The 24,335-nt window shown below is 60.2% G+C and carries 21 protein-coding genes, 1 tRNA gene and 1 pseudogene; 3 read left to right on the plus strand and 20 right to left on the minus strand.

Going from position 1 to position 24,335, the window contains the following annotated elements; genetic code table 11:
* Nucleotides 1–120 precede the first annotated feature (120 nt).
* From G359_RS20970 to G359_RS13860, 5 genes and pseudogenes are all read right to left on the minus strand, one after another.
* Nucleotides 121–231, minus strand: a pseudogene (locus G359_RS20970) (cation transporter); the annotation flags it as partial.
* 19 nt (nt 232–250) lie between these two features.
* Nucleotides 251–634, minus strand: a complete 384-nt coding sequence (locus G359_RS13845) for a hypothetical protein (RefSeq protein ID WP_045836607.1) — start codon at nt 632–634, stop codon at nt 251–253.
* Between the two features lie 14 nt (nt 635–648).
* Nucleotides 649–3,771 (minus strand): efflux RND transporter permease subunit, encoded by a 3,123-nt coding sequence (locus G359_RS13850; RefSeq protein WP_045836608.1) that lies wholly within the window; start codon nt 3,769–3,771, stop codon nt 649–651.
* 4 nt (nt 3,772–3,775) lie between these two features.
* Nucleotides 3,776–5,329, minus strand: coding sequence for an efflux RND transporter periplasmic adaptor subunit (locus tag G359_RS19750; protein ID WP_197077584.1), 1,554 nt, complete (start codon nt 5,327–5,329; stop codon nt 3,776–3,778).
* A 25-nt stretch (nt 5,330–5,354) separates the two neighbouring features.
* Nucleotides 5,355–5,750, minus strand: a complete 396-nt coding sequence (locus G359_RS13860; RefSeq protein WP_045838019.1) for a CopM family metallochaperone — start codon at nt 5,748–5,750, stop codon at nt 5,355–5,357.
* Between the two features lie 732 nt (nt 5,751–6,482).
* Between G359_RS13860 and G359_RS13875 the strand changes: the two genes are divergently transcribed.
* Nucleotides 6,483–6,746, plus strand: a complete 264-nt coding sequence (locus G359_RS13875) for a hypothetical protein (protein ID WP_052699385.1) — start codon at nt 6,483–6,485, stop codon at nt 6,744–6,746.
* 586 nt (nt 6,747–7,332) lie between these two features.
* Here the strand turns inward: G359_RS13875 and G359_RS13880 are convergent.
* The 7 genes from G359_RS13880 to G359_RS13910 form a co-directional block, all read right to left on the minus strand.
* Nucleotides 7,333–7,408, minus strand: a tRNA-Lys gene (locus tag G359_RS13880).
* 193 nt (nt 7,409–7,601) lie between these two features.
* The gene (rodA, locus tag G359_RS13885) at nt 7,602–8,735 is read right to left on the minus strand and encodes a rod shape-determining protein RodA (protein ID WP_052699386.1); all 1,134 of its coding nucleotides are present in this window, start codon (nt 8,733–8,735) and stop codon (nt 7,602–7,604) included.
* Nucleotides 8,735–10,534, minus strand: coding sequence for a penicillin-binding protein 2 (gene mrdA / locus G359_RS13890; RefSeq protein ID WP_045836612.1), 1,800 nt, complete (start codon nt 10,532–10,534; stop codon nt 8,735–8,737). The genes rodA and mrdA overlap by 1 nt, the downstream gene beginning before the upstream one ends.
* The gene (gene mreD, locus G359_RS20790) at nt 10,531–11,046 is read right to left on the minus strand and encodes a rod shape-determining protein MreD (RefSeq protein ID WP_045836613.1); all 516 of its coding nucleotides are present in this window, start codon (nt 11,044–11,046) and stop codon (nt 10,531–10,533) included. The genes mrdA and mreD overlap by 4 nt, the downstream gene beginning before the upstream one ends.
* On the minus strand, nt 11,043–11,981 hold the full coding sequence (gene mreC / locus G359_RS13900) for a rod shape-determining protein MreC (protein ID WP_052699387.1): 939 nt from the start codon (nt 11,979–11,981) through the stop codon (nt 11,043–11,045). Before mreC ends, mreD begins: the two co-directional genes overlap by 4 nt.
* Nucleotides 11,982–12,020: 39 nt before the next feature.
* Nucleotides 12,021–13,061, minus strand: coding sequence for a rod shape-determining protein (locus G359_RS13905; RefSeq protein WP_045836614.1), 1,041 nt, complete (start codon nt 13,059–13,061; stop codon nt 12,021–12,023).
* 206 nt (nt 13,062–13,267) lie between these two features.
* The gene (locus G359_RS13910; protein WP_045836615.1) at nt 13,268–14,848 is read right to left on the minus strand and encodes a 2-isopropylmalate synthase; all 1,581 of its coding nucleotides are present in this window, start codon (nt 14,846–14,848) and stop codon (nt 13,268–13,270) included.
* Nucleotides 14,849–15,302: 454 nt separating this feature from the next.
* On the opposite strand from G359_RS13910, the gene G359_RS13915 reads away from it, so the two are divergent.
* Nucleotides 15,303–15,869, plus strand: coding sequence for a cytochrome b (locus G359_RS13915; protein WP_045836616.1), 567 nt, complete (start codon nt 15,303–15,305; stop codon nt 15,867–15,869).
* Between the two features lie 4 nt (nt 15,870–15,873).
* On the opposite strand, the gene G359_RS13920 is transcribed toward G359_RS13915, so the two are convergent.
* From G359_RS13920 to ilvC, 3 genes are all read right to left on the minus strand, one after another.
* Nucleotides 15,874–16,785 carry a PhzF family phenazine biosynthesis protein gene (locus G359_RS13920; protein WP_045836617.1) on the minus strand — a complete coding sequence of 304 codons (912 nt, stop codon included), beginning with the start codon at nt 16,783–16,785 and terminating at the stop codon, nt 15,874–15,876.
* Nucleotides 16,786–16,899: 114 nt separating this feature from the next.
* Nucleotides 16,900–17,643 (minus strand): NUDIX hydrolase, encoded by a 744-nt coding sequence (locus tag G359_RS13925; RefSeq protein WP_245280038.1) that lies wholly within the window; start codon nt 17,641–17,643, stop codon nt 16,900–16,902.
* Nucleotides 17,644–18,254: 611 nt separating this feature from the next.
* Nucleotides 18,255–19,274, minus strand: coding sequence for a ketol-acid reductoisomerase (gene ilvC / locus G359_RS13930; protein ID WP_045836618.1), 1,020 nt, complete (start codon nt 19,272–19,274; stop codon nt 18,255–18,257).
* A 253-nt stretch (nt 19,275–19,527) separates the two neighbouring features.
* Here ilvC and G359_RS13935 point away from each other — a divergent pair, with 253 nt between their 5' ends.
* On the plus strand, nt 19,528–20,010 hold the full coding sequence (locus G359_RS13935) for a DUF1190 domain-containing protein (protein ID WP_045836619.1): 483 nt from the start codon (nt 19,528–19,530) through the stop codon (nt 20,008–20,010).
* A gap of 17 nt (nt 20,011–20,027) precedes the next feature.
* Here the strand turns inward: G359_RS13935 and G359_RS13940 are convergent, their stop codons facing one another.
* From G359_RS13940 to G359_RS13960, 5 genes are all read right to left on the minus strand, one after another.
* On the minus strand, nt 20,028–20,633 hold the full coding sequence (locus tag G359_RS13940) for a LysE family translocator (protein WP_045836620.1): 606 nt from the start codon (nt 20,631–20,633) through the stop codon (nt 20,028–20,030).
* Nucleotides 20,634–20,697: 64 nt separating this feature from the next.
* Nucleotides 20,698–21,243 carry an acetolactate synthase small subunit gene (gene ilvN, locus G359_RS13945; protein WP_045836621.1) on the minus strand — a complete coding sequence of 182 codons (546 nt, stop codon included), beginning with the start codon at nt 21,241–21,243 and terminating at the stop codon, nt 20,698–20,700.
* A gap of 33 nt (nt 21,244–21,276) precedes the next feature.
* Nucleotides 21,277–21,963 carry a glutathione S-transferase family protein gene (locus G359_RS13950; protein ID WP_045836622.1) on the minus strand — a complete coding sequence of 229 codons (687 nt, stop codon included), beginning with the start codon at nt 21,961–21,963 and terminating at the stop codon, nt 21,277–21,279.
* 5 nt (nt 21,964–21,968) lie between these two features.
* Complete coding sequence (locus tag G359_RS13955) at nt 21,969–22,511, minus strand: hypothetical protein (RefSeq protein WP_045836623.1); 543 nt, start codon at nt 22,509–22,511, stop codon at nt 21,969–21,971.
* Nucleotides 22,508–24,274: an acetolactate synthase 3 large subunit gene (locus tag G359_RS13960; protein ID WP_045836624.1), complete on the minus strand. Its 1,767-nt coding sequence runs from the start codon at nt 24,272–24,274 to the stop codon at nt 22,508–22,510. The genes G359_RS13955 and G359_RS13960 overlap by 4 nt, the downstream gene beginning before the upstream one ends.
* Between the last annotated feature and the right edge of the window lie 61 nt (nt 24,275–24,335).

Genomic DNA, 24,335 nt, shown 5'->3' on the forward strand with positions numbered 1-24,335 from the left:
CACGGGGACGTCGCGGGACCCCTTGGCAATTATTTCACTGCGGCGCGGCCGTGTTGTCAACTCCGATCCACGAACACCAGCAATTTGGCGGCTCCGCTCCATTATATTGGCGCTCGCTTTGATGCGATCCTTCTCGGTCTCCACTGCAGCGCAAATCTCGTCTGGGAGTTCCTCACTCGACGGCACGTAATCGAGTAGTACGCGACCTGCGTCACGGATGAGATCCCAAGACCGATTTGGCGCCAGTCATTCACGGCACGACGTAGCGGGCCTGAAGATTATGGCCATCCGTCATGGTCGCGGTAACAGCCACTTTCGCGCCGGACGACAACGGCGCTGCCAGTTTGCCGGTAAGCTTATCGGGATCGGTGGGCGTAAGCACGAGCGGTATTGTCTTCCCGCCCTCCTGCACAAACACCTTGGCCTTTGTGCCTTTCGAGGCGATGGGCTTGCCCGCTGCGTCGGAAAGATAAAACGTCACCTCAGTTTGCGATGGCACAAACTCGATATGATGGCCCGACGATTCCATGACGTGACCGCCATTGGGGCCTTTGACTTCCTCGTGCCCGAGGGCGGGCGAAGCCACCGCAAGCGCAAACGCAGCGGCAATTAGTTGGGCTTTCTTGAGAGCCATATCATTCTCCTTTGTTAGAAAGTCTCGGCGAGTTGCGGTGTCCCCGCAGGCGGGGGATCGGCTGCGAGCCGCTCCAGCGCAGGTCTGCCGAAGCGCAGGAACAGGAGCGGCGTCACGAGAAGATCGAGCAGCGTTGCGCTGATGAGGCCGCCGAATATCGTCACGGCGACGGGATGCAACATCTCCTTACCGGTCGCATCGGCGTCGAGCAGCAATGGCGTGAGGGCCATGCCTGCTGAGAGTGCCGTCATAAAGACAGGCGTCAGCCGTTCGAGGCTGCCCCTGATGACAAGCCCCTCGCCAAACGGCTCGCCTTCATGGAGAGCCAGATTGATGTAATGGCTGATTTTGAGGATGCCATTGCGCGCGCTGATGCCCGTGAGCGTGATAAAGCCGATCATCGAGGCCACGGAAAGCGGTTGGCCCGCAAGCCATAGCGCCGCAACGCTGCCAATAAAGGCGAGCGGTACATTGCCCATGATAATGAGAGCAAGGATCGCTGACCGGTAACGGCTGAAGAGCACGATGAAGATGGCCGACAGAGAGATGACGGAAAGACCGAGGATCAGCCGTGAGGCCCCCTCGCGCGCCTGGAACGTGCCTTCCAGACTGGTCGAGTAACCCGCTGGCAATGGCGTGGCCGCAACGACATCGCGGATCTGTCTGACAATGCCTCCCATATCCGAGCCATCGGTATTAGCGAGCACGACCATGCGGCGTCGCCCGTTTTCCCGCAAAATTTGATTGGGGCCTTCCGACTCTGAAACATCGGCGACAAGGCGAAGCGGAATGCGGCCCTTGGGGGTTTCAATCAAGAGGCCGCCGAGACCGGCTGTCGTCCGGTCCTGATCGGCAAGGCGGAGCACGACGTCAAACCGCTTCGCGCCATCGACAATCGTTGAAACCTTGCGCCCGTTCGACAGGCTGTCGAGCGCTTCCGTCACGCCAGACGGCGTGATGCCGTAGAGCTGCGCACGGCTGGGATCGACCTTGACTTCGAGCTGCGGGATAAGAACCTGCTTTTCGAGCTGCAGATCGACGAGACCTTTCACGCCCGTGAGCTTGCTGCGTAGCGCTTCCGCAAGCGCACGCAAGGTCTCGGTATCGTCTCCGTAAATTTTTAGGGCAATTTCAGCTCGCACCCCGGAAAGCATATGATCGAGCCGGTGAGATATCGGTTGGCCGACATTCGTGCTCGCGGGAAGGATGGCAAGTTTGCGCCGAACGTCCGCGAGAATTTCGTCGCGCGTCCGGTTCGACTTTTTGAGATCCACGTCGATCTCGCTCGAATGCACACCTTCTGCATGTTCGTCGAGTTCGGCGCGACCGGTTCTGCGGCCAACGGATTTGACTTCGGGGATTTCCTTGAGCAGTGCCTCAGCGATCAGTCCGAGACGGTTGCTTTCCTCAAGCGAGATTCCGGGATTGAGCGTCAGGCTGATCGTGAGCGTGCCTTCGTTGAAAGGTGGAAGGAAAGAGCGCGGCAGGAAGGCGGCGAAGAGTGTTGCAATCGCGAAGGCGGACACAACGAAACCGGCGATGATCCTGGGAGAACGGAAAGATGCCTTGAGCGCCTTCTCGTTCCAGCGTTTGAGAGACCGGACGATGGCGCTGTCGCCGTGTGCCTTCTCGGCCGATTCGCGGAGCAGGAACGATGCGAGCACGGGCGTAACTGTGATCGAAACAAGAAGGCTCGCAAGGATCGACACAATGTAGGCGACGCCAAGCGGCGCGAACAGCCGCCCCTCAATGCCCGAGAGCGCGAACAGCGGCACGAAGACGAGTACGATGATGAAAGTCGCGTAGATGATGCCGGAGCGGACCTCGATGCTGGCGTCGGCGACGACCTCAAGCAACGGGCGCGGCCTTGGCATGCGGGCGTTTTCGCGCAGTCGGCGGTAGATATTCTCGACATCGACCACGGCATCGTCAACGAGTTCGCCGATAGCGATGGCGAGGCCGCCAAGCGTCATCGTGTTGATCGAAAGCCCGAACCACTTGAAGACGAGCACAGTGACGAAGAGCGAGAGTGGAATGGCCGTCAGAGAGATAGCTGTCGTCCGCACATTGAGAAGGAACAGGAACAGCACAACGGCAACGACAATCGCTGCCTCCTTCAGGACATTCTCTACGTTGGCGATGGACGTTGAGATGAAGTCTGCCTGACGGAAAAGAAGTTGATCGGCCCTGATCCCTTTCGGCAAGTTGCGCGTAAGCTCCGCGAGTGCGCTTTCGACCTCTTGCGTGAGTTTTACTGTATCGGCGCCCGGCTGCTTCTGCACCGAGACGATGACGGCGGGAGCGCCATTTGCGCCGGCATCTCCGCGCTTGACCGCTGCCGCGAAATCGACGGTTGCCACCTGCCGCAGCAGGACTGACTGACCTGCGCGTGCCGCAACGGAAATGCTGCGCAAATCCTCAAGGCTTGTCGTGCGCCCGAGATTGCGGATCAGATACTCGCGGTCATCCTGATTGACGAAGCCGCCGCCCGTGTTCGTGCCGAACGAGCGGATCGCGGCTTCGATGTCGGATGCGCTGACGCCGAGTGAAGCCATCGCCGCGATATTGGGGGTGACTCTGTATTGCCGGACCTCGCCACCAATTGGGATGACTTGGCTGACGCCGGGTATAGCAAGGAGACGCGGCCGGATAATAAAATCCGCCGTCTCGCGCACCGTCATGGGATTGGCCTCAGGTCCGCCCGTGACGGCTATCAGCATTATCTCGCCCATGATTGAAGAGACCGGCCCCATTTGTGGCGTCACGCCGGGCGGAAGCTGGCCGGAAAGCGTTGCGAGCCGCTCGGCGACTTGTTGCCGGTTGCGGTAGATGTCGGTTCCCCAATCAAACTCGACATAGACAATCGAAAGGCCAATTCCCGCTACGGAGCGGACGCGCGTCACGCCGGAAAGACCGTTCATTGCGCTTTCAATCGGATAGCCGACAAGCTGCTCGACTTCGGGAGGGGCAAGCCCTTCCGCTTCCGTCATGATCGTCACGGTTGGCTTATTGAGATCCGGGAACACATCGACCGGCAGGGTCGAGACCGTGACGCTGCCCCAAACGACGAGAATTGCCGCCGCTGCAAGAACCACGAGGCGATTGGCAAGGCTTGTCCTGACGAGAAAATTGAACATGGCCTCACCGCACCTGATTGATGAGTTCTGCGCCGCGACCGACGATGCGCACATCGGGATCGACGCCGGCCGTGATACCGAGACGGTCAGCGTCCACTTGTTCGGCGATGACGGGCCTTGCTTCGAAGCGTTCGGGCGCGACATGCACGAGGACGGATTGCTGTCCGTTTGGGGTGCGCACGACGCTTGAACGCGGAACTGGAATAGCCTTTACCGGCTCCTCGACGGGGACGTCGACGTTGACAGGCTGGCCAAGGCTAAGCGCATCGCCGCCACTCGTGATGTGATAAAGAAGCGGCACGGCTTGCTGGCGCAGCGAAAGTCCACGGCCAACGAACTCAAGCGTCAGCTTTTGCCCATCGGACGTAACGGCGCTCGCCGCTTTCGCACCGTGCTCGATGCCGGGCACTGCGGCTAGATCGAAAGCGAGCGCTTCGACGAAAAGGCTGCCGCGATCGACAATCTGAAAGAGGGTGGTCTGAGGATCGACCACCTGTCCTGCCGACACGTTCGCAACGGCGATAACACCTGAAGCCGGAGCGGTCAGCGGCTGGCGCGCGCCGAGGACTGGTTTAATCTCAGCGCGCCGCGCCCGGAGTCCGTCGAGTTCCAAATGAGCGTCAGCGATAAGCGAGTCAGCAATAACGTTCTTGAGCTTGTCATACCGCGCGACCTTTGACTCTGCGAGTTTGATCTGCCTGTCGAGTTCGCCTGTCGTCTGGCGAATATCGCTCTGATCGACAAGTTCGACGCGCGGCATGAGATAGCCAAGCACTTGGCCCTCTTGAACACGCGAGCCGATGATCGGAAACCCGCCCTCGGGCGGCTCGATACGGCCATTGAGCAGCGACTGGACGACACCGCTCCGGTTCGGATCGGTGACGACTTGCCCAGCGAAGCTCATGATCTTCGGGATCGGCATTGCTTGCGATGTGCGTAGCGTTTCAACGCCAAGCAGGGCTTGAGTTGCCTTGGGCATGAAGATGGAGCCGTCGGCGACGCGACGGGAATTGTCGGGAAGATCGAGAACAGCCGCGCTGCTTTTTTCACTCACGTCGGCAATCAGATCGTGCCGAAGAATATGATCCCAAATGCTCTCGTGACTGTGCTGCGTTACGGCGGCGGGAATATCGAGCGTACCGATCAAAAGATCCGAATTATCGCCAGCGGCCACGGAAAAGGTGAGCGCGTAGCTTCCCGGCTTCGTTACCCATGGCGCAGAAAGCTCGTAATGATCCTTGACGGCGGAAGCCAACAAAGGCGTTTCGCCAAACGTGACGTCGATCTTTGCGCCTTTGACCGGCTGGTTCGACCAGAAGTCCGTCAGATAGATAACGAGCTTGCCGCCACCGGTTGCGGTCGGCACGCCGGAGATTTCATAGAGTTCGGAACTTGCCACGACACGGGCCGCAATTCCGGGATCGACCGTCTTCCCCTCGCTGCCGTGATCCTCGCCGCCATGTGCCATGGCAAGCGGCGAGGTGAGAAATACGGCGACAAAGACGCAGCACCCCAGAGCGAGGCGGGCTTTGGCTGCCAGTGATTTCGCGAGCTTCATTGCCGTATTGCTCCTCAGCATGGCGCTACTTTTCGTGCTTTTCGAGCCAGGACTTCATGAAGGCGATTTCAGATTCCTGCGCTTTCACGATGCCTTCGGCGAGTTTGTGCAGCTCGGGGTCTTTGCCGTACTGAAGTTCGATCTTCGCCATCTCCACCGCGCCCTGGTGGTGTGGGATCATGCCCTTGACGAAATCGACGTCGGCATCGCCGGTCATGTGCATGCTCATCTTCTCGTGCATCTTGGACATTGCATCGTTGAATGCCTTCGATGACTCCGATTGAGAGCCTCCCATCATGTCGTTCATGCCCTTCATGTCGTGCATCTGCTGCATGTCCTGCATGTTGTTCATATCTCCGGCATTCGCGGTCAGAGACGGAACCGACAGGGCGAGTGTCAGCGCGAGTGTTGCGAGTTTCATTGTCTTCAATCCCTGGATTAAATAGGTTTGCATGGCCTGCCGCGACGCCCGGGTGGTGAAACCCGATCAGCCGGAAACAGGCGGAATCGATGCGGTTGCCCGCGCATGCGCGAGGCATGCCGGTCACATCACAAAATTTGAGGGATTAGGCTTTGGGGGGCCGGTCGAGGCCGGAATCCGAGCGTCCAGCGCGAACGTCGGAAATTTTGAAGGCCAGTTTATCCGAGTGCAGAGGACGAGGGACAAATGCTTCAGCCGCCGATAGGGCGAGGGCCGAGCAGGCAGACATTCCACATGTGGACGTGCCGGCGCAACAGCAGCAGCCATATCCGCAGTCGGAGGCCGGGGTAAAATCTGCTGAGGCAACAGTGACTATTGTCGCGTGGGGGAGCTTCGCAAATTTTGTTTTCGAGACCTTCGCGCCAAGCAGAGTCGACGAGTGAGACGAAGATTGAGAGGCAGACGGTTCAATGTGCGTAACCGCATGCTGTCTTTGCGCGCCATGATGATGGCCCTCGTGTGCAAACGCCAACGTCCCCGAAAAGAGGAAGAGGAGCGCGGTCGCAAGTACGACCCTTATGGCGACAACAAGTTTCACAAAATTCTCACCTGCTTACGCACGTATACCCAGTGGGGGTATGAATGGTCAACCCCAAAACCCGAGCTATGTCCAGACTACCTGTCAGACTGCCGCAAAGTTGCAGGTTTGAAGCACATGATCGAGGGAAATGAGTGACAACCGTGCTTCTAACTAAGGAGCTGTGGGAGGTACTAAAGAAAGGCAACGATCTCCGCAACTCGGTCGCGCACGGTCATAAGGAGGGTACGATAACCCAGCGAATGGCGGACCTGAAGAAGGCGTTACTGGATTGGTCCTCTCCCGAACAAAGACCGGGCGTCAAAGCAATGACCGATACCCAAATTGTAAGCACCGCGTTCCATTCGACGGGCAGCTTTCTCATCGTGGCGGCCTTGAAGCTTGAAGGGAAGTACTGAGCAAGTCGAATTCCATGGGCGAAAAGCGTAGCGTGTCAGCCGTTTGTTGCTTGCTGCAGAGTCTGCGCCATAGTCGATGTCAATCAATCACCGCCGCACGGTACTAAGCGCTGGTTCGTGTCACGTTCCACCGTTAGTTCGCCTAATAGTCTGCTCCCCACCTGTGAGCAGACTTTCGCGCCCCAAAATCGATGACCCCACCCACCGGTTTCGTTGAGGTCAGCTGATGGGATAAAACAGTCTTCGTCTAGTGGAAACCGATCAGCAGATGGAAACTCCGAGAAACCTTGTTCCTCGGCGCCAGCGCCCGCCAACTGGCCACGATACCTGCTGGCCAAGCGGCTCAGGGACGATGCCGAAGTGACTGAACAGGGTGTCATGGCGCTGTCGCGACACCGAACCTCCCGAAGCCGCAAGGATCTATGTCAAGCGGACAGAGACCCAGCGCGTGACGGCCGCTCGTCGACGTCGCCCTTGGATAGAAAGCAACCTAAAAAGCGAACACAAGGAGACTGAAAGTCAGAATGAAGCCGCTTCAGACATGTCAGAATGAACTCCGGAGAAATGGGTAAGCCCCGGAAAGTATTGGTGGGTGATCACGGGCTCGAACCGTGGACCCGCTGATTAAGAGTCAGCTGCTCTACCAACTGAGCTAATCACCCGAACCAATCGCCGACCTCGCAAAAGGAACCAAGCGGTTCCAAAGGACGGCGAAGGGGCCCGAATGCGGGCCCCTGTGACGGAGCGAATAGCATCGGTCGAAGGCTCTGTCCACCCCCTCGTCCAAACTATATTAGCCCGTTGAAATAAAGCGCCCTTCTGCGGCCTTTTGGACGGTCAAACCCGCGATCTGCCTCACGCCCTGCCATCCCGGCCATGCACATAGGCCGACATGGCGACCCCGAGGCCGATCATCAGCGTCGTCATCGATGTGCCCCCGTACGAGACGAGCGGCAGTGGAATGCCAACCACGGGAACGAGCCCGGTGACCATCGCAAGGTTGATGAAGACGTAGAGGAAAAAAGTCATTGCTGACCCGGCAATGGCAAGCCGCGCAAAGCGGTTCTCGCACCGCTGCGCCATGAGCATCATCATCAGGATGAGCAGACCGTAGACCGCGATCAAAATCAGCATCCCGGTGAAACCCCACTCCTCGCCGATGATGCTCGCGATGAAGTCCGTGTGTTTCTCCGGCACGAAATCGAGCTGGCTCTGCGTACCCTGCATGAAGCCCTTACCCGCGATGCCGCCCGCTCCCAACGCGATCTTCGATTGCGTGATGTGATAGCCCGCACCGAGTGGATCCATGCCTGGGTTGAGAAAAACCTCGACGCGCCGCTTTTGATAGTCGTGCATTCCCGACCAGATCACCGGCAGCGAAGCGAGCGCAAGCAACCCCCCGAGCGCGAAATAGCGAAGCGGCACACCGGCAAGGAACATCAGCGACAGACCCAGCGCGACGAACAGGCAGGCGGATCCGAGATCGGGCTGCTGCATGGTCAAAAGAACCGGCACGCCGATGATGGCGAGTGGCAGCAGAACAACCAGAGGCTTTCCGACTTTTTCTGGCGGCAGCTGAAAATAGAAACGCGCGAGCGCCGCGACGAGCGCGAGCTTCATCAACTCCGACGGTTGGAAGGAGATGGGACCGGCATCGATCCAACGTTTCGCGCCGAGAGCTTCCGATCCGACGAACGGCACGAGCGCAAGCATCGCAAGCGCCACCAGATAGGCCGGATAGGCGAGCTTCATCCACACATCGAGCCGGACGATCGCCATCGCGACAACGATGCCGAGCATGATGAGGAAACGAAACGTGTGCCGCTCTGCCCACGGCTGGAACGAACCGCCCGAAACCGAATAGAGCGTCGCCGTTCCGATGCCGGCAAGCACACAGGCGGTCAGCAGCAGAGGCCAGTTTATAAGCCACAGCTTGTCGCTGAGGCGAAGCGGACGCCTGATGCTGCGGGTGGCAAACAAGGTTTCCATCATCCCGCCTTCTCACCATTACCGCTCGCCGGAACAACGCCGCCCGGCGAAATATCGCCGCGAGCAGGATCGGCGCGGCCGACGGCGAACGAGAGGATATCGCGCGCCAGCAGTGCGGCCGATGCATTGCCGTCTCCGCCGCGCTCGATGACGGTCGCGATGGCGTAGCGCGGCGCATCCGCCGGCTCAAAGCCGATGAAGATTTTCGATGCGCCAGACTTGCCTGCAACGATCGGCTTGCCCGCGCCGAGCATGGCCTCATTCGCGGTACCGCCCTCATCGTTGACGACAGCAGCCATACCCTTGCGAACGGCGTCGAAGAAGTCCGCCGCGAAAGGAAGCGGACCAAACGCCGGAACGTTCTCTCTCCTATCGATCACCGGATTGACGTTTCGCCCGCTCGCGATGCGAGCCGCCATCACCGCGAGTTGCAACGGCGTCGCTTGCATATAGCCTTGACCCAACCCCGTCAGCAGCGTCTCACCGCCAAGCCACCCCGCATTGAGGTTGCCGCGCTTCCAATCCGGGTCCGGAACGAGTCCGGCCTTCTCCTCGCCGAGCCCCACATTCCACGTCGAGCCCAGTCCCATTGCGCGCGCCGCAGTGGCGATCCGGGCGATGCCCAAACGGCTTGCCACCTCGCAGAAGAACACTTCGCAGGACGATCGGATTGCCTCGTGAAGCGACAGGATTCCGTGACCGTCATGCTTCGAGCAGCGATAAATTTCTCCCCGATACGCGTACTGACCATCGCACTGGATGCGTTCACCCGCTGAAAGAACACCTGCTTCGAGCGCCGCAAGCGCCGTCACGACCACGAACGATGATCCCGGCGAATATTGTCCGGCGATCGCACGATTGAGCAGCGGCTTGTCTTCCGCCTGAACGAGCTTCTGCCAGTCCGCGTCCGCTATGCCACTCGCAATCGCGCCTGCGTCGAAGCTTGGAACCGAAGCCATGACGACGATGCCGCCGGTCCCGATATCGAGCATCACCGCCGCCGCGCGGACCTCACGCTGCATCCGGTCCATCGCAAGCCGCTGCAGCTCGGAATCGATCGTGAGCCTCACGTCTCGTCCCGCAACCGGATCGGTCGTCTCGAGATTGCGGATAACGCGTCCGCGCGCATCGACCTCGACCTTCTGCGTTCCGCCCGTGCCGCGGAGATCACCGTCAAATCCCAATTCCGCGCCGCTCTTGCCGATGCGCATTTCGGGAAGCCGCGCGACGGCATCGTCGTCGATGGCAAACCGTTCGACGCTGCCGACAAATCCCACGACATGAGTGAGTGGAGCACCATCATAATAGCGGCGACGCAACGCGAAATCGGTGGCTATGCCCGGAAGGCTCGGAGCGTAGAGGTTGAGCTGCGCCACTTGCTCGAAGCTCAAGTCCGAGGCGATCGTCGTCGCAACATTCCGCCCCTGCTTCCGCGTACGCGCGACAATCTTCGCGATCTCGTCATCCGAAAGCGGCACGATGCGGCTGACACGGCGAAGAACGCCACCGAGGTTCTTTGCGAGCGCCGGCGTGATCGTGACGCGAAAAACTTGCTCATTATCGGCAAGCAGGCGTCCCGACGCATCGAAAATGCGCCCGCGTTTCGGCGCTAGCACCTGCAGATTGATGCGGTTGTTTTCGGCGAGCGGCCCGTAGCGGCGCGCGCCGATCACCTGCAGATCAAACACCCGCCAGCCGACAAGCCCGAGTCCCGCCGCCTGCACACCACCGAGCAACAAGCTTCGCCGCGTGAACTGATCCCCTCGCCCGCGGTCGTCCCCATCGGAGAAATCCGTCATCCGCTGCCCCGCGTGAGACGGATGCCTCGCGAAGTCCTGGATCCGAAGCGCAAAATGCCGAGCAACGGCACGAGCACAAGCGCCGCGAGCATGGTGATCAGCGCGCTCCGCGCATACGGCTGCCAATCCAGCAATTGCAGAAAATAGAGTGACGCCAAAATCCAGGAGAAGCCCGTCACTGCGATGATTGCAAAAGCAATGAGCGCCATTCTGCCGATGACTGTCTCGGCGGACGTGCGCGACGCAATGAGCGCCACGACGTACGCAAACAAATACACGAGTGCCCAATAGCCGAGGGGACCCTGCGTTAGCACGTCGAGCGTCAGGCCCGCGATGAAGATCACCCATTCCGGCAGCCACGCGTCGGGGTCGCGCGTCCACTCATAGATCGCGATGACCGGCAAGAGCGGCAACACGAAGCGATCTTCAGCCGCCAATCCCCACGGCAGTGCCGCAGCTAGCGTCAGCACCACGACTGAAATGACCGGCATCAAAAAGCGGAGCCACATCATTTTGCTTTTCCGGACGGAGGAGCATAGGCAGGCGAAACGGCGTTGCTCGCTTCTCCAGTTGGCTTGCGGTTCGAAAGATCGTCGGAAAGATCCGGAAACGGGTCGGCGAAGAAGAGCACGCTCACGTACTCCAGACGATCGAGATCAGCGCGCAACGCAACGCGAGGGTCCGAAAGATTGCCCGCGACCGCGCCGAGACGAAGTCCTGCCGGAAAGACCCCGCCCGTGCCCGACGTCGCAACATCGTCGCCGATTGCGATATTCGCTCCGTCTGGAATGTAGATCAGCTTCGGACGGGAGCTGTTATCTCCGGCCAGAATTGCGCGCACGGCATTGGGCCCGATCCGGACGGGAATTCGGCTGTTGAGATCGGTCGCAAGAAGCACGCGCGCCGCATCCGGAGCGACATCGACGATCCGCCCGACGAGCCCATCGGCATTGATGACCGGATAGCCCTCTTTCACGTTGCGCTTGCGTCCGGCATCGATCGTGACGCTGCGCACGAACGCGCCACTCGAATCCGTGATGACGCGGCTTGTGATGAAATCGATCTTCTGCTCGGGGACGACCTTCGCCAACGCCTCGAGACCAGCGACCTTCCCCTCGAGTTGCTGCGCCCGCCACTTCCAGCTTTCGAGCTTTTGATTTTCCTGTCTGAGGCGCTCGAGCTCGTTCCCGAGGTCGACTTGCGTCGATATCGATCGCCCGATCTGGCGGACGGGTTCGGCCGGAATCATCGCGCCTCGCAATACCGGCGTCAGCCACGAAGCAGCCTGCCACCGCACGCCACTCAGCATGCTATGATCAAGTCGGCTGAGCAGCATCAAACCGGACGCAACGAAGACGAGCAGCAACAGCACCGGACGCACGCGCTTCCCAGGCGCCGCACGATCCGTGCGCCTTAGAAAAAGATTGTGATCCTTGAGCCGCGTCATGCCGTTTGTCCGCTGCTCTTGAGCCGCTTCGCGCGCAGTTCAGGGCCTGATCAAAAGATGCTCGCGCTCCTTGAGCGTGCGCAGTATCGCCGCGGTACCCACAATAACGCATTGCTCGGGCACTTCGGGTAAATGAACTTTGACGCCGACCCTGCGCTCGATTTCCTCGTCGAGCTTCGTCAGTTTCGCGCCGCCGCCCGAAAGATAGATGCCGCGCTCGCAGATATCGGTCGAAATTTCCGGCGGCAGATCCTCGATCGCGTGCTGAATGAATTCAGCGATCTGCTCGACGGTTCCTTCGAGAGCTTCGGCAATATCGTGCGGCCCGAGAATGACCGTCTTCGCCTTACCCTCTTTGATCTCCCGGCCGCGAATGACAATCTCCGCCGTCTCGCCGTTGATGATGCGCGACGCCGAACCCGCCTCGATCTTGATGCGCTCGGCGTTCGCTTCCCCGATCAACAGCTGATGCTTGCGCCGAACGAAACGCACTATGGCATCGTCCATCGCATTGCCGCCGCAGCGTATCGACCGCGCCTGCACGACGCCGCCAAGCGAGAGGACCGCGACATCGGTCGTCCCGCCGCCGATATCGACGACCATCGAACCTTTGGGCTCGTCGATCGGCAAACCGGCGCCGATCGCCGCCGCGACGGGCTCCTCGACGAGAAACACCTTTCGCGCACCGGCCGATAGCGCCGTCTCATAAACCGCGCGCCGCTCCACCGGCGTCGCCCCGGCCGGTACACAAATCAATATCTGTGGACGAACGAATTCGATGAGCGACTTCGTGCGGCCGATGAACTGGCGCAGCATCTCTTCCGTCGCGACGAAATCGGCAATGACGCCGTCGCGCAGCGGCCGGATCGTCTCGATGCTTTCCGGCGTCCGGCCGAGCATCTGCTTCGCCTTCTCGCCGACGGCCAGAACATCACGAACGCCGCCGCGTGAGCGAATGGCGACGACGGACGGTTCGTTGATGATGACGCCACGCCCCTCCACGTAGACGAGCGTGTTCGCGGTGCCGAGATCGATAGCGATGTTGTCGGAGATGACGCTGCTGAAGCCTAAACCGAACATTCGCGAACCTGGCCTACTTTGTGCCGCCGAGCTTATGAAGTGGACGGCGGTATACAAGATTGCCGCTCTGTCCAAAGCAAGGCTTCTCACCAGATGGTAACCTGCGATGGCGGCTTTCCATATACCCCCAAACGGACACCGGGGCAGCGTACAGTGATTGCTGCACGCCACCCCGGCCAAATTAAGCGAAAACTGGCTCTATTCCTCTAAACCGCCTGCTGAGCCTGGGCGGTTTTCTGCCGCTTGACGACAAGCTTGTTGAGGGCCGCGACAAACGCCCGGGCTGAAGCGACGAGCGTATCGGGATCGGCCGCACGCCCCGTGGCGACCCGGCCATCCTCCTCGAGACGCACCGACACTTCCGCTTGCGCATCCGTGCCCTCCGTCACCGCGTGCACCTGATAGAGATCGAGGCGAGCATTGTGCGGGAAGAGCAGCTTGATCGCATTGAAAGTTGCATCGACTGGCCCGTTACCGGCGCTCTGCACCGTCTTCGACTGACCGTCGATGTCGAGCGTCAGCGTCGCCGATTGCGGACCCATCGTTCCCGCAATCACGGTCAAAGCCGTGACCTTCACCCGGTCGTTGATGTGCGCCATGCCGTCGTCGACCAGCGCCTCGATGTCTTCGTCGTAGATGTGCTTCTTCCGGTCGGCGAGCGCCTTGAAGCGATTGAAGGCATCCTCCATCGCATTGTCGCCGAGCGTATAGCCGAGCTCTTTCAGCTTCGACTTGAACGCCGCGCGCCCCGAATGCTTGCCCATGACCAGCGAGGATTTCCCGACGCCGACGGATTCCGGCGTCATGATCTCATAGGTCTCGGTGTTCTTCAGAACGCCGTCCTGATGGATGCCGCTCTCGTGCGCGAACGCGTTCCGGCCGACGATGGCCTTGTTGTATTGCACCGGAAAGTTCGTCACTGCTGAAACGAGCTTCGAAGCCCGCGACAGCATCTCGGATTTGATGCCCGTGCTGTACGGCATCAGATCGTGACGCGTGCGAATGGCCATAACGATCTCTTCGAGCGCGGCGTTGCCCGCCCGTTCGCCAAGACCATTGATCGTGCATTCGATTTGCCGCGCCCCCGCCCGAACGCCCGCCAGCGAGTTGGCGACGGCGAGGCCTAAATCGTCGTGGCAGTGGGTCGAGATGATGACCTTGTCCATGCCAGGAACGCGCGTTTTGAGCATCGTGATGAGGTCGAAATACTCCTCCGGCAACGCGTAGCCGACGGTATCGGGAATGTTGATCGTCGTCGCGCCGGCCTTGATCGCCGCTTCCACGACCCGGCAGAGATAATCATGCTCGGTGCGCGTCGCGTCCATCGCGCTCCATTCGACATCGTCGGTGTAGCCGCGCGCGCGTGTTACCGACGCCACGACCCGCTCGTAAACCTGCTCCTGCGTCAGCTGCAGCTGATGCTGGCGGTGCAGCGGCGACGTGCCGATGAACGTATGAATACGGCCGCGCTTCGCTGGCTTGATCGCTTCGCCCGCGCGGTCGATGTCGTTGAAGTTCGCGCGTGCCAAGCCGCAGATGACCGATTGCTTCGCGAGCTTGGCGATTTCCGTCACCGCCTCGAAGTCGCCCTCCGACGCGATGGGAAAACCGGCCTCGATAACGTCGACGCCCATCGTGTCGAGAAGCTCAGCGACCTGCAGCTTCTCCTCGAACGTCATCGTCGCGCCGGGGCACTGCTCGCCGTCGCGCAAGGTTGTATCGAAAATTATGATTTTATCGTCTTCGCGCTTCGCCGCTGCCGGCGCGCCTTTGATTTCGGAAGTCATTGCTTTTTCATCCTTTGCCGGGCGACTCTTCAGTCTGCCACGATCGCTATCAAGCTCAATTTGTTGACCGTCTGATCCCCTGGGCACGAACCCGGCGACGGCCGGGCGTCATGCGGCCCAGGGGCCGGTAAGGAGCAGCGAAAACAGGGACTTAGGCGCGATCATGCGGCTGCGATTGCGCGAAGCAAACGTAAAAGGTGCAGCAATGTCGGTCGCGCGCGCCATGAAGGCAGAGGTCCGATAAGTGGAACCGGTTCCGGTCGAACAATTCAATCGAGGGGTGAATAACCGATATGGCTCCCGAAAATCAAGCCGTTCCGCCGCCGCGGCGCAATCGCAGCGACAAAACCCGGCGCCTGCGGCAATATTCGTCGCTGTCCAACGGATAACGGGCGCTAAACCCGTAAGAACCGCCACAGCGGCAGATCGAGAGCATTTGGGGGGAAAAGATCACGTGACCGCAGCCATTGAGCCATCTACCGAAGCGACAGCATATCCGCCAGCCCTCGTCGCGCTGCACTGGATCACGGCGTTGGCCTTCGTCGCAGTGTTCGCAGCCGTCGAGTTTCACGAATATTTTCCAAAAGGCGATCCGACGCGTGATCTGCTGATGCTCGCCCACAAATCGCTGGGCATCACAATCCTGCTCCTGGTGATCGTCCGCCTGTTCGTCCGGAGCCGTGTAACAGCCCCACGGATCATCCCCTTGCCTCCGGCCTGGCAGACCGGCATTGCCCACCTCACCCACACCCTGCTCTACGCTGCGATGTTGGCGCTGCCGCTGCTCGGCTGGCTGATGTCGAACGCTGCGGGCCGGCCGGCGCCCTTTTTCGGGCTCGAGCTGCCCTATCTCATCGGCGAAAATAAAGACCTCGCGCGTCCCCTGAAGGAGATGCACGAGCTGATCGGCAACGTGCTCTATTATGTCATCGGGCTGCACGCCATCGCGGCGCTGGTTCATCACCACGTCTTCAAGGACAACACGCTGTCCCGCATGTTGCCGGTTGGGACGCGCAAATAAGATCTCAGATCTTGAGGGTTCCCTCGGCGACGCGCACGGCATAGCCGCCGATGCGCACGCCCTCGAGCTTGCCGCGCGCGACCGTCATCGTCAGCGAGATCGCGCTCGGCCGGCCCATTTCGAAACCCTGCTCGATGCCACGCTTATGCATGCCGTCGGTCAGCCCGTCGAACTCCTGGATGACATGGGCGAAGCTCGCCGCAGCCGACCCTGTCGCCGGATCTTCGCCGAGGCCCATATCCGGCGCGAACATCCGCGCATGAAACGCCGATTGGCCGCGCACACACTGCCGCGTGTAGAGATAAACACCGTTGACGCCACGATCGGTGAACGCCCGCGCCCAATGCTGCGGAGAAATGCGCACCTTCGCCATCGCCTCGAGATTTGAGACCGGCACGAAGGCGAACGACGGCGCGCTTCTCACGAGCGTCGGCTTGTGATTTTCGAAGGTGATCTCGCTCGGAATGAGACCTACCGCCGCCGCGATCTGCTCGGGCTCCGACATGATTTCGGGAACGCAGCTGAGCTTTGGCGCATCGAACTCTCCGAACGACGCCCCGCCCGCGCGCATGCGGACGCCAACGCGCAGGCTGCCGATCTCTTCCTCGAGCGCGATGATCGCATCGCTCTCGCCGTTCCCGAGCAACGCGCGAAGCTCGGCCAGAAGCACCGCCGTGCCGATCGTCGGATGACCGGCGAACGGCAACTCCCGGCTCGGCGTGAAAATGCGGATGCGCGCCGTATGTCCTGGGCTCGTCGTCGTCAACACGAACACCGTCTCCGAGAGATTGAATTCCCGGGCAATGGTCTGCATGTCGGTGGCGCTCAGCCGATCGGCTCCAAGCACCACTGCGAGCGGATTGCCGCCGAACGGCCGTTCCGTGAAAACGTCAAGGACATGATACGTGAGCGTCATCGTGCGCCGTACTCCCCGCTGCTGCGCTCAAGCCGGCGTACGACCGCGTGAGCGGCGGCACCATGCGGCAAGCATCACGTCCCGCCAAGCCCTTTTTCGCCTCGCGGAAGCGTCTCAGCGCGCGGCGAAAAGCGCTTCGAGCAGCACGCGCGCGTAGGGCAGCATCTTGAGATCCGCGATGTCGGCCAGCCTTGCGACAGGAATGATCGATTCCAATTCCGGATCGTCGCTCGTCGCGTTGTGTTCATCGACGAGCCTCAAAATATCAGCCGTCGAAAGCGATGCATTGAACTGGAGCCCGAAACACAATTGCGTACCGGACCGCGCAACGATGAACCCGTCCTCGCGTTCGATGTGGTTCGCGACCACTCCGAGTTCTTCCGCAACTTCCCGTGCGATGCTGCGCGCGATGTCGATCGTTCCGTCAGGCTGCACATCGCGCGGATCGATGAAGCCCGACGGTAGACAGGCGAAGCCATAGTTGACGTTCCCTGGTCTTTGCTGCGCCAGCAGAATGTCGCCGTCCGAAGTGCGAATGATCGCAGAACCAAAGCCGTCGAGAACGCAGGCGTCGGGATAGCCGCCGAGCCGCCAGTAGAGATAGCTTTTGAAATCCGTTCTGGTCAGCGTTGCTTCGAGCACGCCATTAACGAAACGTACACTGTCGATCAAATGCACGATGCCGTTGAAGTACGAGGAATTGGATTTGGTCGCCGTCTGCCAATGTAAGTCGATCTCGGCCGCATGCTCGTGAGCAAATGGCCAAGGCTCACCGGAGAGTTTCAGCGAACAACTCGAAACCGATTTAACGCCGTTGGCAAAGGGAAAGCCGGCATCCGGCATCACGCGCGCTTTCACGTATGAGCCACGTCGAAATCAGATGCGCGATAGAGCGAGACACAAATAAGTCTCTGTCCGACTAGAACTCGCCTGAGCAATTTCGGGCTCCTCTTCAAATGCTCGAAGCGCAAATATGTTGGGCGCTTATCGATGTGAATTCCAATTGCACAAAAAAGCACTAGCCTTGGCATCAGCCAAGTTTGGTCATGACGCGGCCAAGATTCGACACGCATATGACACTCACGACAGCGTCGCTGGGGGGCGACAGTCAAGATCTCCCAGCACCTCTTGGCCGGTTTCAACATCCTGGTGTTGCACCAGGTTTCATGGCGGCGAGGTGTGATGATGGATCACTGCCTCCCGATGGAAACACCATCGGGCTCACGCAGCAGCCGTGCTGCGTCAGAGCCCCAACTCTTCCGAAGAAGCCGTGCAAACGGCAGAATCGGAAACGGGCGGCAGAGGTCCCCGCTCCTCTGCCGCCCGCGTTAGTCCCGGTCGATTATCCGCAAGGATGATGGGCCGGATTTGACGTGGACCGCCCGCGCTGCCGCACGTAAACCCTCCCCAAAGCGCAGTAGTGCGGGCGGTTCCAGTTGCCGGAACCCGCCCACAAGCTACCGCACCGATCAGTTCTTGCCCTTGTCGACGAGCTTGTTCTTCGAGATCCAGGGCATCATCGCGCGCAGCTTCGCGCCGACTTCCTCGATCTGATGGCTGTCGTTCAACCGGCGCGTCGCCTTGAAGTTCGGCTGCCCCGCCTTGCACTCCAGCATCCAGTCGCGCGTGAAGCGGCCGGTCTGAATGTCGGCGAGCACGCGCTTCATCTCGGCCTTCGTCTCGGACGTGATGATTCTCGGACCCGTCTTGTACTCACCGTACTCGGCCGTGTTCGAGATCGAGTAGTTCATGTTGGCGATGCCGCCCTCATAGATGAGGTCGACGATCAATTTCACTTCATGCAAGCATTCGAAGTACGCCATCTCCGGCGCATAGCCCGCTTCCACCAGCGTCTCGAAGCCGGCGCGGATCATCTCGACGAGACCGCCGCAAAGCACGGCCTGTTCGCCGAAAAGGTCCGTCTCGCACTCTTCACGGAACGTCGTTTCGATCACGCCCGAACGGCCACCGCCGATTGCCGATGCGTAGGAAAGAAAGAGATCGTGCGCATTGCCGCTCTTGTCCTGATGAACGGCGATCAGGCACGGCACGCCACCGCCCTTCTGATATTCGCCACGCACCGTGTGACCGGGGCCCTTCGGCGCAACCATGCCGACATCGAGGTCAGCACGCGGCTCGATCAAATTGAAATGAACGTTGAGGCCGTGCGCGAACAGAAGCGCCGCGCCCTTCTTCATGTTGGGCTCGAGCTGCTCTTTGTAGATGTCGGCCTGCAGTTCGTCCGGCGTCAGCATCATGATGACGTCGGCCCACTTCGCAGCTTCCGCCACTTCCATGACCTTGAGACCGGCCTGCTCGGCCTTCTGCGCCGAAGCCGAACCCTTGCGAAGCGCAATGACGATGTCCTTGACGCCGGAGTCCTTCAGGTTCAACGCGTGCGCATGGCCCTGGCTGCCGTAGCCGACGACCGCGACTTTTTTCGATTTGATAAGGTTGATGTCGGCATCACGATCGTAATAGACGCGCATGGGCGGCCTCTCGGGTTCCCCGGTCGAAATCGACGGTCGGGCTGGGTTGAAAGACAGGGGCTCGAAACCGGGCCCGAAATCTGGGCGGAACCTACAGAGATCGGCATAAGGATTCAACGGCCCGGGGTGCTACCGACTGCCCTAGATCGAATTTTTATCCGTCCCGTTCCGGGCGCCCCTTGCAACCATTAACTGAACCCTAACTCCGAACGCGCATATTTGCGGTCTCTGACGCCCAGTTTGGACCAGCGCCATGCGAATGATCGCGTTATCCGGAATGCTGTTTGCAGCCGTCACCCTCGCGGGTTGCGGCAATAGCGCGACGGCGGTAACGCCGAAAACAAAGGTCGAAACGGGCGTTTTCATCTCCTCGGGCGATTGCGCGAGCATGCAGAAACTGACGATCGACCAATGCGGACAGGCGATCGACAAAGCTGTTGCACTGCATCGAAGCCACGCGCCGTCCTACAAATCGCTGAGTGCTTGCGCGGCCGCCGAGGGCCCGGATCGCTGCGCTAAGGGCGTCGACGGTACATACCAGCCGAACGTCCAGGCATTTCTGGTGACCTTCGGCCAGCCGCCGAGCGCATTGCCGCTCTACGCGACGTCCGATGGTTCTCTCGCTTTCAAAGGGCTCGACAAACAAAAGTTTGGGCTGAACGATGACGGTTCTAATTTCTCGGAATCGGCCGAGGCGTTGGCGCACGAAAACGCCCGGATGGCCAAGAAGGGCTGACGCGCGGCGTCAAACGCTCAAATCATTTCGCGGGCGATCGGCCACAGCGACGCAACGAGCGCAACGGCCATCGCCACGTTGAAAATCCTGACACGCTGCTGATCCGCCAAAAGCGGCCGAAGCGACGTGCCGAAGAACGCCCAGCTCGTGGCTGAGATCAGCGAGACCGTGAGAAAGGTCGCCGCCAGCACCAGAACGTCCGCCCAAAGGTTCTCGGGCGAAACGTAGTTGGCTGCAACGCTCAGCGCCACCATCCACCCTTTCGGATTGACCCACTGGAAGAGCGCCGCTTCAAGAAAGGTCATCGGCCGAGCCTTATCCGTGACAACCGGATCGCTCGTCCCCGCCGTCGCGATCCGCCACGCGAGCCACAAGAGATACCCGATGCTCACGATGCGCAGCGCCGAAAAGACCGTCGGAAACGCCGTGAAGACGCGGCCAATACCAAGAGCCACCGCCACGATCATGATCGTAAACCCGATCGTCACGCCGAGAACGTGCGGGCGTGTCCGGTCAAATCCGAAATTGACGCCGGACGTCAGCAACATCGTGTTGTTCGGCCCCGGCGTCATGGCCGAGACGAACACGAAAGTCAGCAGCGACAGATAGAGATGAAGTGACATCTGAACGGCAACACCGCGAACCGCGTGCTCCCTGTTGCCGAACGCTATATACGATGATTTACGGTCAGCCGACCGCGCCCCGCCCGATAGCGGCGATGCCGGTGCGCGAAACTTCGACGAGGCCGAGTTCCGTCATCAGCTGAATGAACGTCTCGATCTTCGACGGCTTGCCCGTAACCTCGAACACGAAATGCTCGATCGACGTGTCGACGACCTTCGCGCGGAAGATTTCGGCAAGCCGCAAAGCCTCGATGCGCTTGTCGCCCTTGCCCGCAACCTTCACGAGCGCGAGTTCCCGCTCGATCGATCCGCCCTCTTCCGTCAAGTCCCGCACGCGATGCACCGGAACGAGGCGCTCGAGCTGATGCTTGATCTGCTGCAGCACGGCCGGCGTCCCGCTCGTGATCACGGTAATGCGCGAAAGCCGCTTCTCGTGCTCGACTTCGGTCACTGTCAGCGAGTCGATGTTGTAACCGCGGCCTGCGAAAAGGCCGATGACGCGTGCCAGCACGCCCGGCTCGTTATCGACGACGACCGAGAGCGTGCGCGATACGATCTCTTGCGATCTCAGAACGCTTGGCGGCGGCATTTGCTTTGTAAGTTCGGACATCGTCGGTCTCTTAGGGTCGGATGAAACTTTGGATCAGATGAAACTTTCGACCGGCGTGTGGCCGTCCGAATATTCCGGAATGCGCCACGGCTCGACGAGCGCTGCCGCGCGCCACGCCTCGAAAGCGGGGTGCGCGAGAACAGCATCCATATAGGCTCGGGTCGCCTCGCGCACGGGAATTTGATACGTGTCGAACCGCGTGACGACGGGCGCATACATGGCATCGGCGGCCGAGAACGCACCGTAAAGAAAGGGCTGGCTGCCTGCAAAGCGATTACGCGCCTCCGACCAGATATCTTCGATCCGATCGATGCAGGCCCTCATGGCCTCGGTTAACGGCGGCGTCGCAAAACGAGCGCCGAGATGCATCGGGCAGCCTTGCCGGATAGCCTGAAATCCGGCGTGCATTTCGTTCGAGATGGAGCGAGCGTGGGCGCGGGCTTTGACATCGCGCGGCCAGATCGCGAGCTCCGGAAATTTCTCCGCCAGATACTCGATGATGGCGAGGCTTTCCCAGACGGTGACGTCGCCGTCGACGTCGCCGTCGATCAGTGCCGGAACTTTACCCGAAGGCGAATACTCGAGCACGAGCCCACGGCTTTCGGGCGTCCTCAACGGAATGAGAACTTCCTCGAACGGAATGTTGAAAGCGGAAAGCACAAGCCAGGGCCTGAGCGACCACGACGAGTAAAGCTTGTTGGCAATGACGAGCTTCAACATCGTTGTCAATTTTTGCTCGCCGCGCCGCTATCGATGTCGGCGCCAGCCTCACCCGGCTTCTGAGGCGGAAACACGGATTTCAGGAAGATCGGCATGCCGTTCGTATCGACCATCTTCTTGAACTTCTCCGCTTCCTTCGTCGATATTTTGTATTGCTTGAAGGTCGCAACGAACCGTTGCCCCATGCCACGCGCAATATCTTCAGGCGCGGGCGTCCCCATCCGCACGCGATCCGCCTGCGGAATGCGCGCATAGATCTGCGCCAGCACTTGGCTGTGCATGTAATCCTGCGCCATGCACGACTCGAGACCGGCCGAGTATTCGCTGGCGAGCGTTTGAGTGCGGTAGCAGGCGTCGAGGAATTTCAGCACGCCAGCCGAACCCTGGCGACGATGCAGATCGCCAAGGCGTTTCGCGGCATCCTTGATGTTGGCGACGCGGTCCCAGGTTTCCCTGGCCGCCGACGTCTGCGGCATGGAAACGAGGGTCGCCACGAACAGGGCGGCCACAACGAGACCGATGCCGAAGCCTGAGCCCAAGCTTCTCAAACCAATACCTTCCCTTCGTCGCCGATCGCGCGCTCGACCTCTTCGTCGGTTATGTTCTCGCCGAGCAGCATCTCGTTATGAGCCTTTCCGGATGGAATCATCGGGAAGCAGTTTGCGAGTTTGGCGACACGGCAATCAAAGATCACCGGCCCCTTCGTATTGATCATCTCTTCGATGGCGTCGTCCAGATCGGCCGGATGTTCGCAACGCATGCCTGTCCAGCCATACGCCTCGGCAAGCTTCACGAAATCCGGCAGCGCTTCCGTATAGCTCTCGGACAAGCGATTGCCGTGCAAGAGCTGCTGCCACTGGCGCACCATGCCCATGTACTCGTTGTTCATGATGAAGACCTTGACCGGCAGCCGGTACTGCACCGCCGTCGAGCACTCCTGAATGTTCATCAGGATCGATGCGTCGCCCGCTACGTCGATGACGAGCGACCTCGGATGCGCAAGCTGCACACCGATAGCGGCAGGCAGACCATATCCCATCGTACCCAGTCCTCCGGACGTCAGCCAGTGGTTGGGCTCCTCGAACTGGAGGAATTGCGCCGCCCACATCTGATGCTGACCGACCTCGGTCGTAAAGAACGTATCGCGATTCTTCGTCAGCTCCTGCAGACGCTGACATGCGTACTGAGGCATGATGATGTCTTTGGAATTTTTATAGGCAAGCGACTTCTTCGCACGCCAGCCGTCGATCTGCTTCCACCAAGCCTTGTGCGCAGACTTGTCGAGCTGCGGTGCCTTGGCCTTCCAGATCCGCAGCATGTCTTCGAGAACATACGCGCAATCACCAACGATCGGCACATCGACCACGATGTTCTTGTTGATCGACGACGGATCGATATCGACATGGATCTTCTTCGATCCGGGCGAGAACGCATCGACGCGACCGGTGATGCGATCATCGAAGCGCGCGCCGATGTTGATCATCACATCGCAGTCGTGCATCGCGTTGTTGGCTTCATACGTGCCGTGCATGCCGAGCATGCCGAGCCACTGCTTGTCGGACGCCGGATACGCGCCGAGCCCCATCAGCGTCGACGTGATCGGATAACCCGTCAGCCGCACGAACTCGCGCAACAGCTGGCTCGCTTTCGGACCCGAGTTGATGACGCCGCCGCCCGTATAAAACACAGGCTTTTTGGCGCTCGCGATGAGATCGACAGCCTCGCGAACAGCCGTCTGCTCCGGCTTCAGCTTCGGGCGGTAGGTCTTATGCTGAATATTCGACGGCCCGACATAATTGCCGAGCGCGAACTGCACGTCCTTCGGAATATCGACAACCACCGGTCCCGGACGGCCAGTCCGCGCGATGTAGAACGCCTCATGCAGAATGCGCGCGAGATCGTTCACGCTCTTCACCAGCGTGTTGTGCTTCGTGCATGGCCGCGTGATGCCGACCGTATCGCATTCTTGGAAAGCATCGTTGCCGATCAGATGCGTCGCAACCTGCCCCGTGATGCACACGAGCGGAATGGAATCCATCAGCGCGTCGGTGAGACCCGTCACGGCATTCGTCGCGCCCGGTCCCGACGTCACGAGACAGACGCCGACCTTGCCGGTCGATCGCGCGTAGCCTTCCGCCGCATGGAGAGCCCCGCCCTCCTGGCGAACGAGGATGTGCCGGATCTTCTCCTGCTTGAAGATCTCATCGTAGATCGGAAGGACCGCGCCGCCCGGATATCCGAAGATCAACTCGACGCCCTGGTCCGCCAGCGCCTGCAATACGATCTCGGCGCCGGTCATCGTGCGTGCCATGAACAAACTCCTTCGCCGGCAAAAGTGCTCAGGCGGGTTTAGAAAGATCGGGGGAAAGTAG

Origin of the sequence: Hyphomicrobium sp. 99 (assembly GCF_000384335.2) — a bacterium.
Lineage (GTDB): Bacteria > Pseudomonadota > Alphaproteobacteria > Rhizobiales > Hyphomicrobiaceae > Hyphomicrobium_B.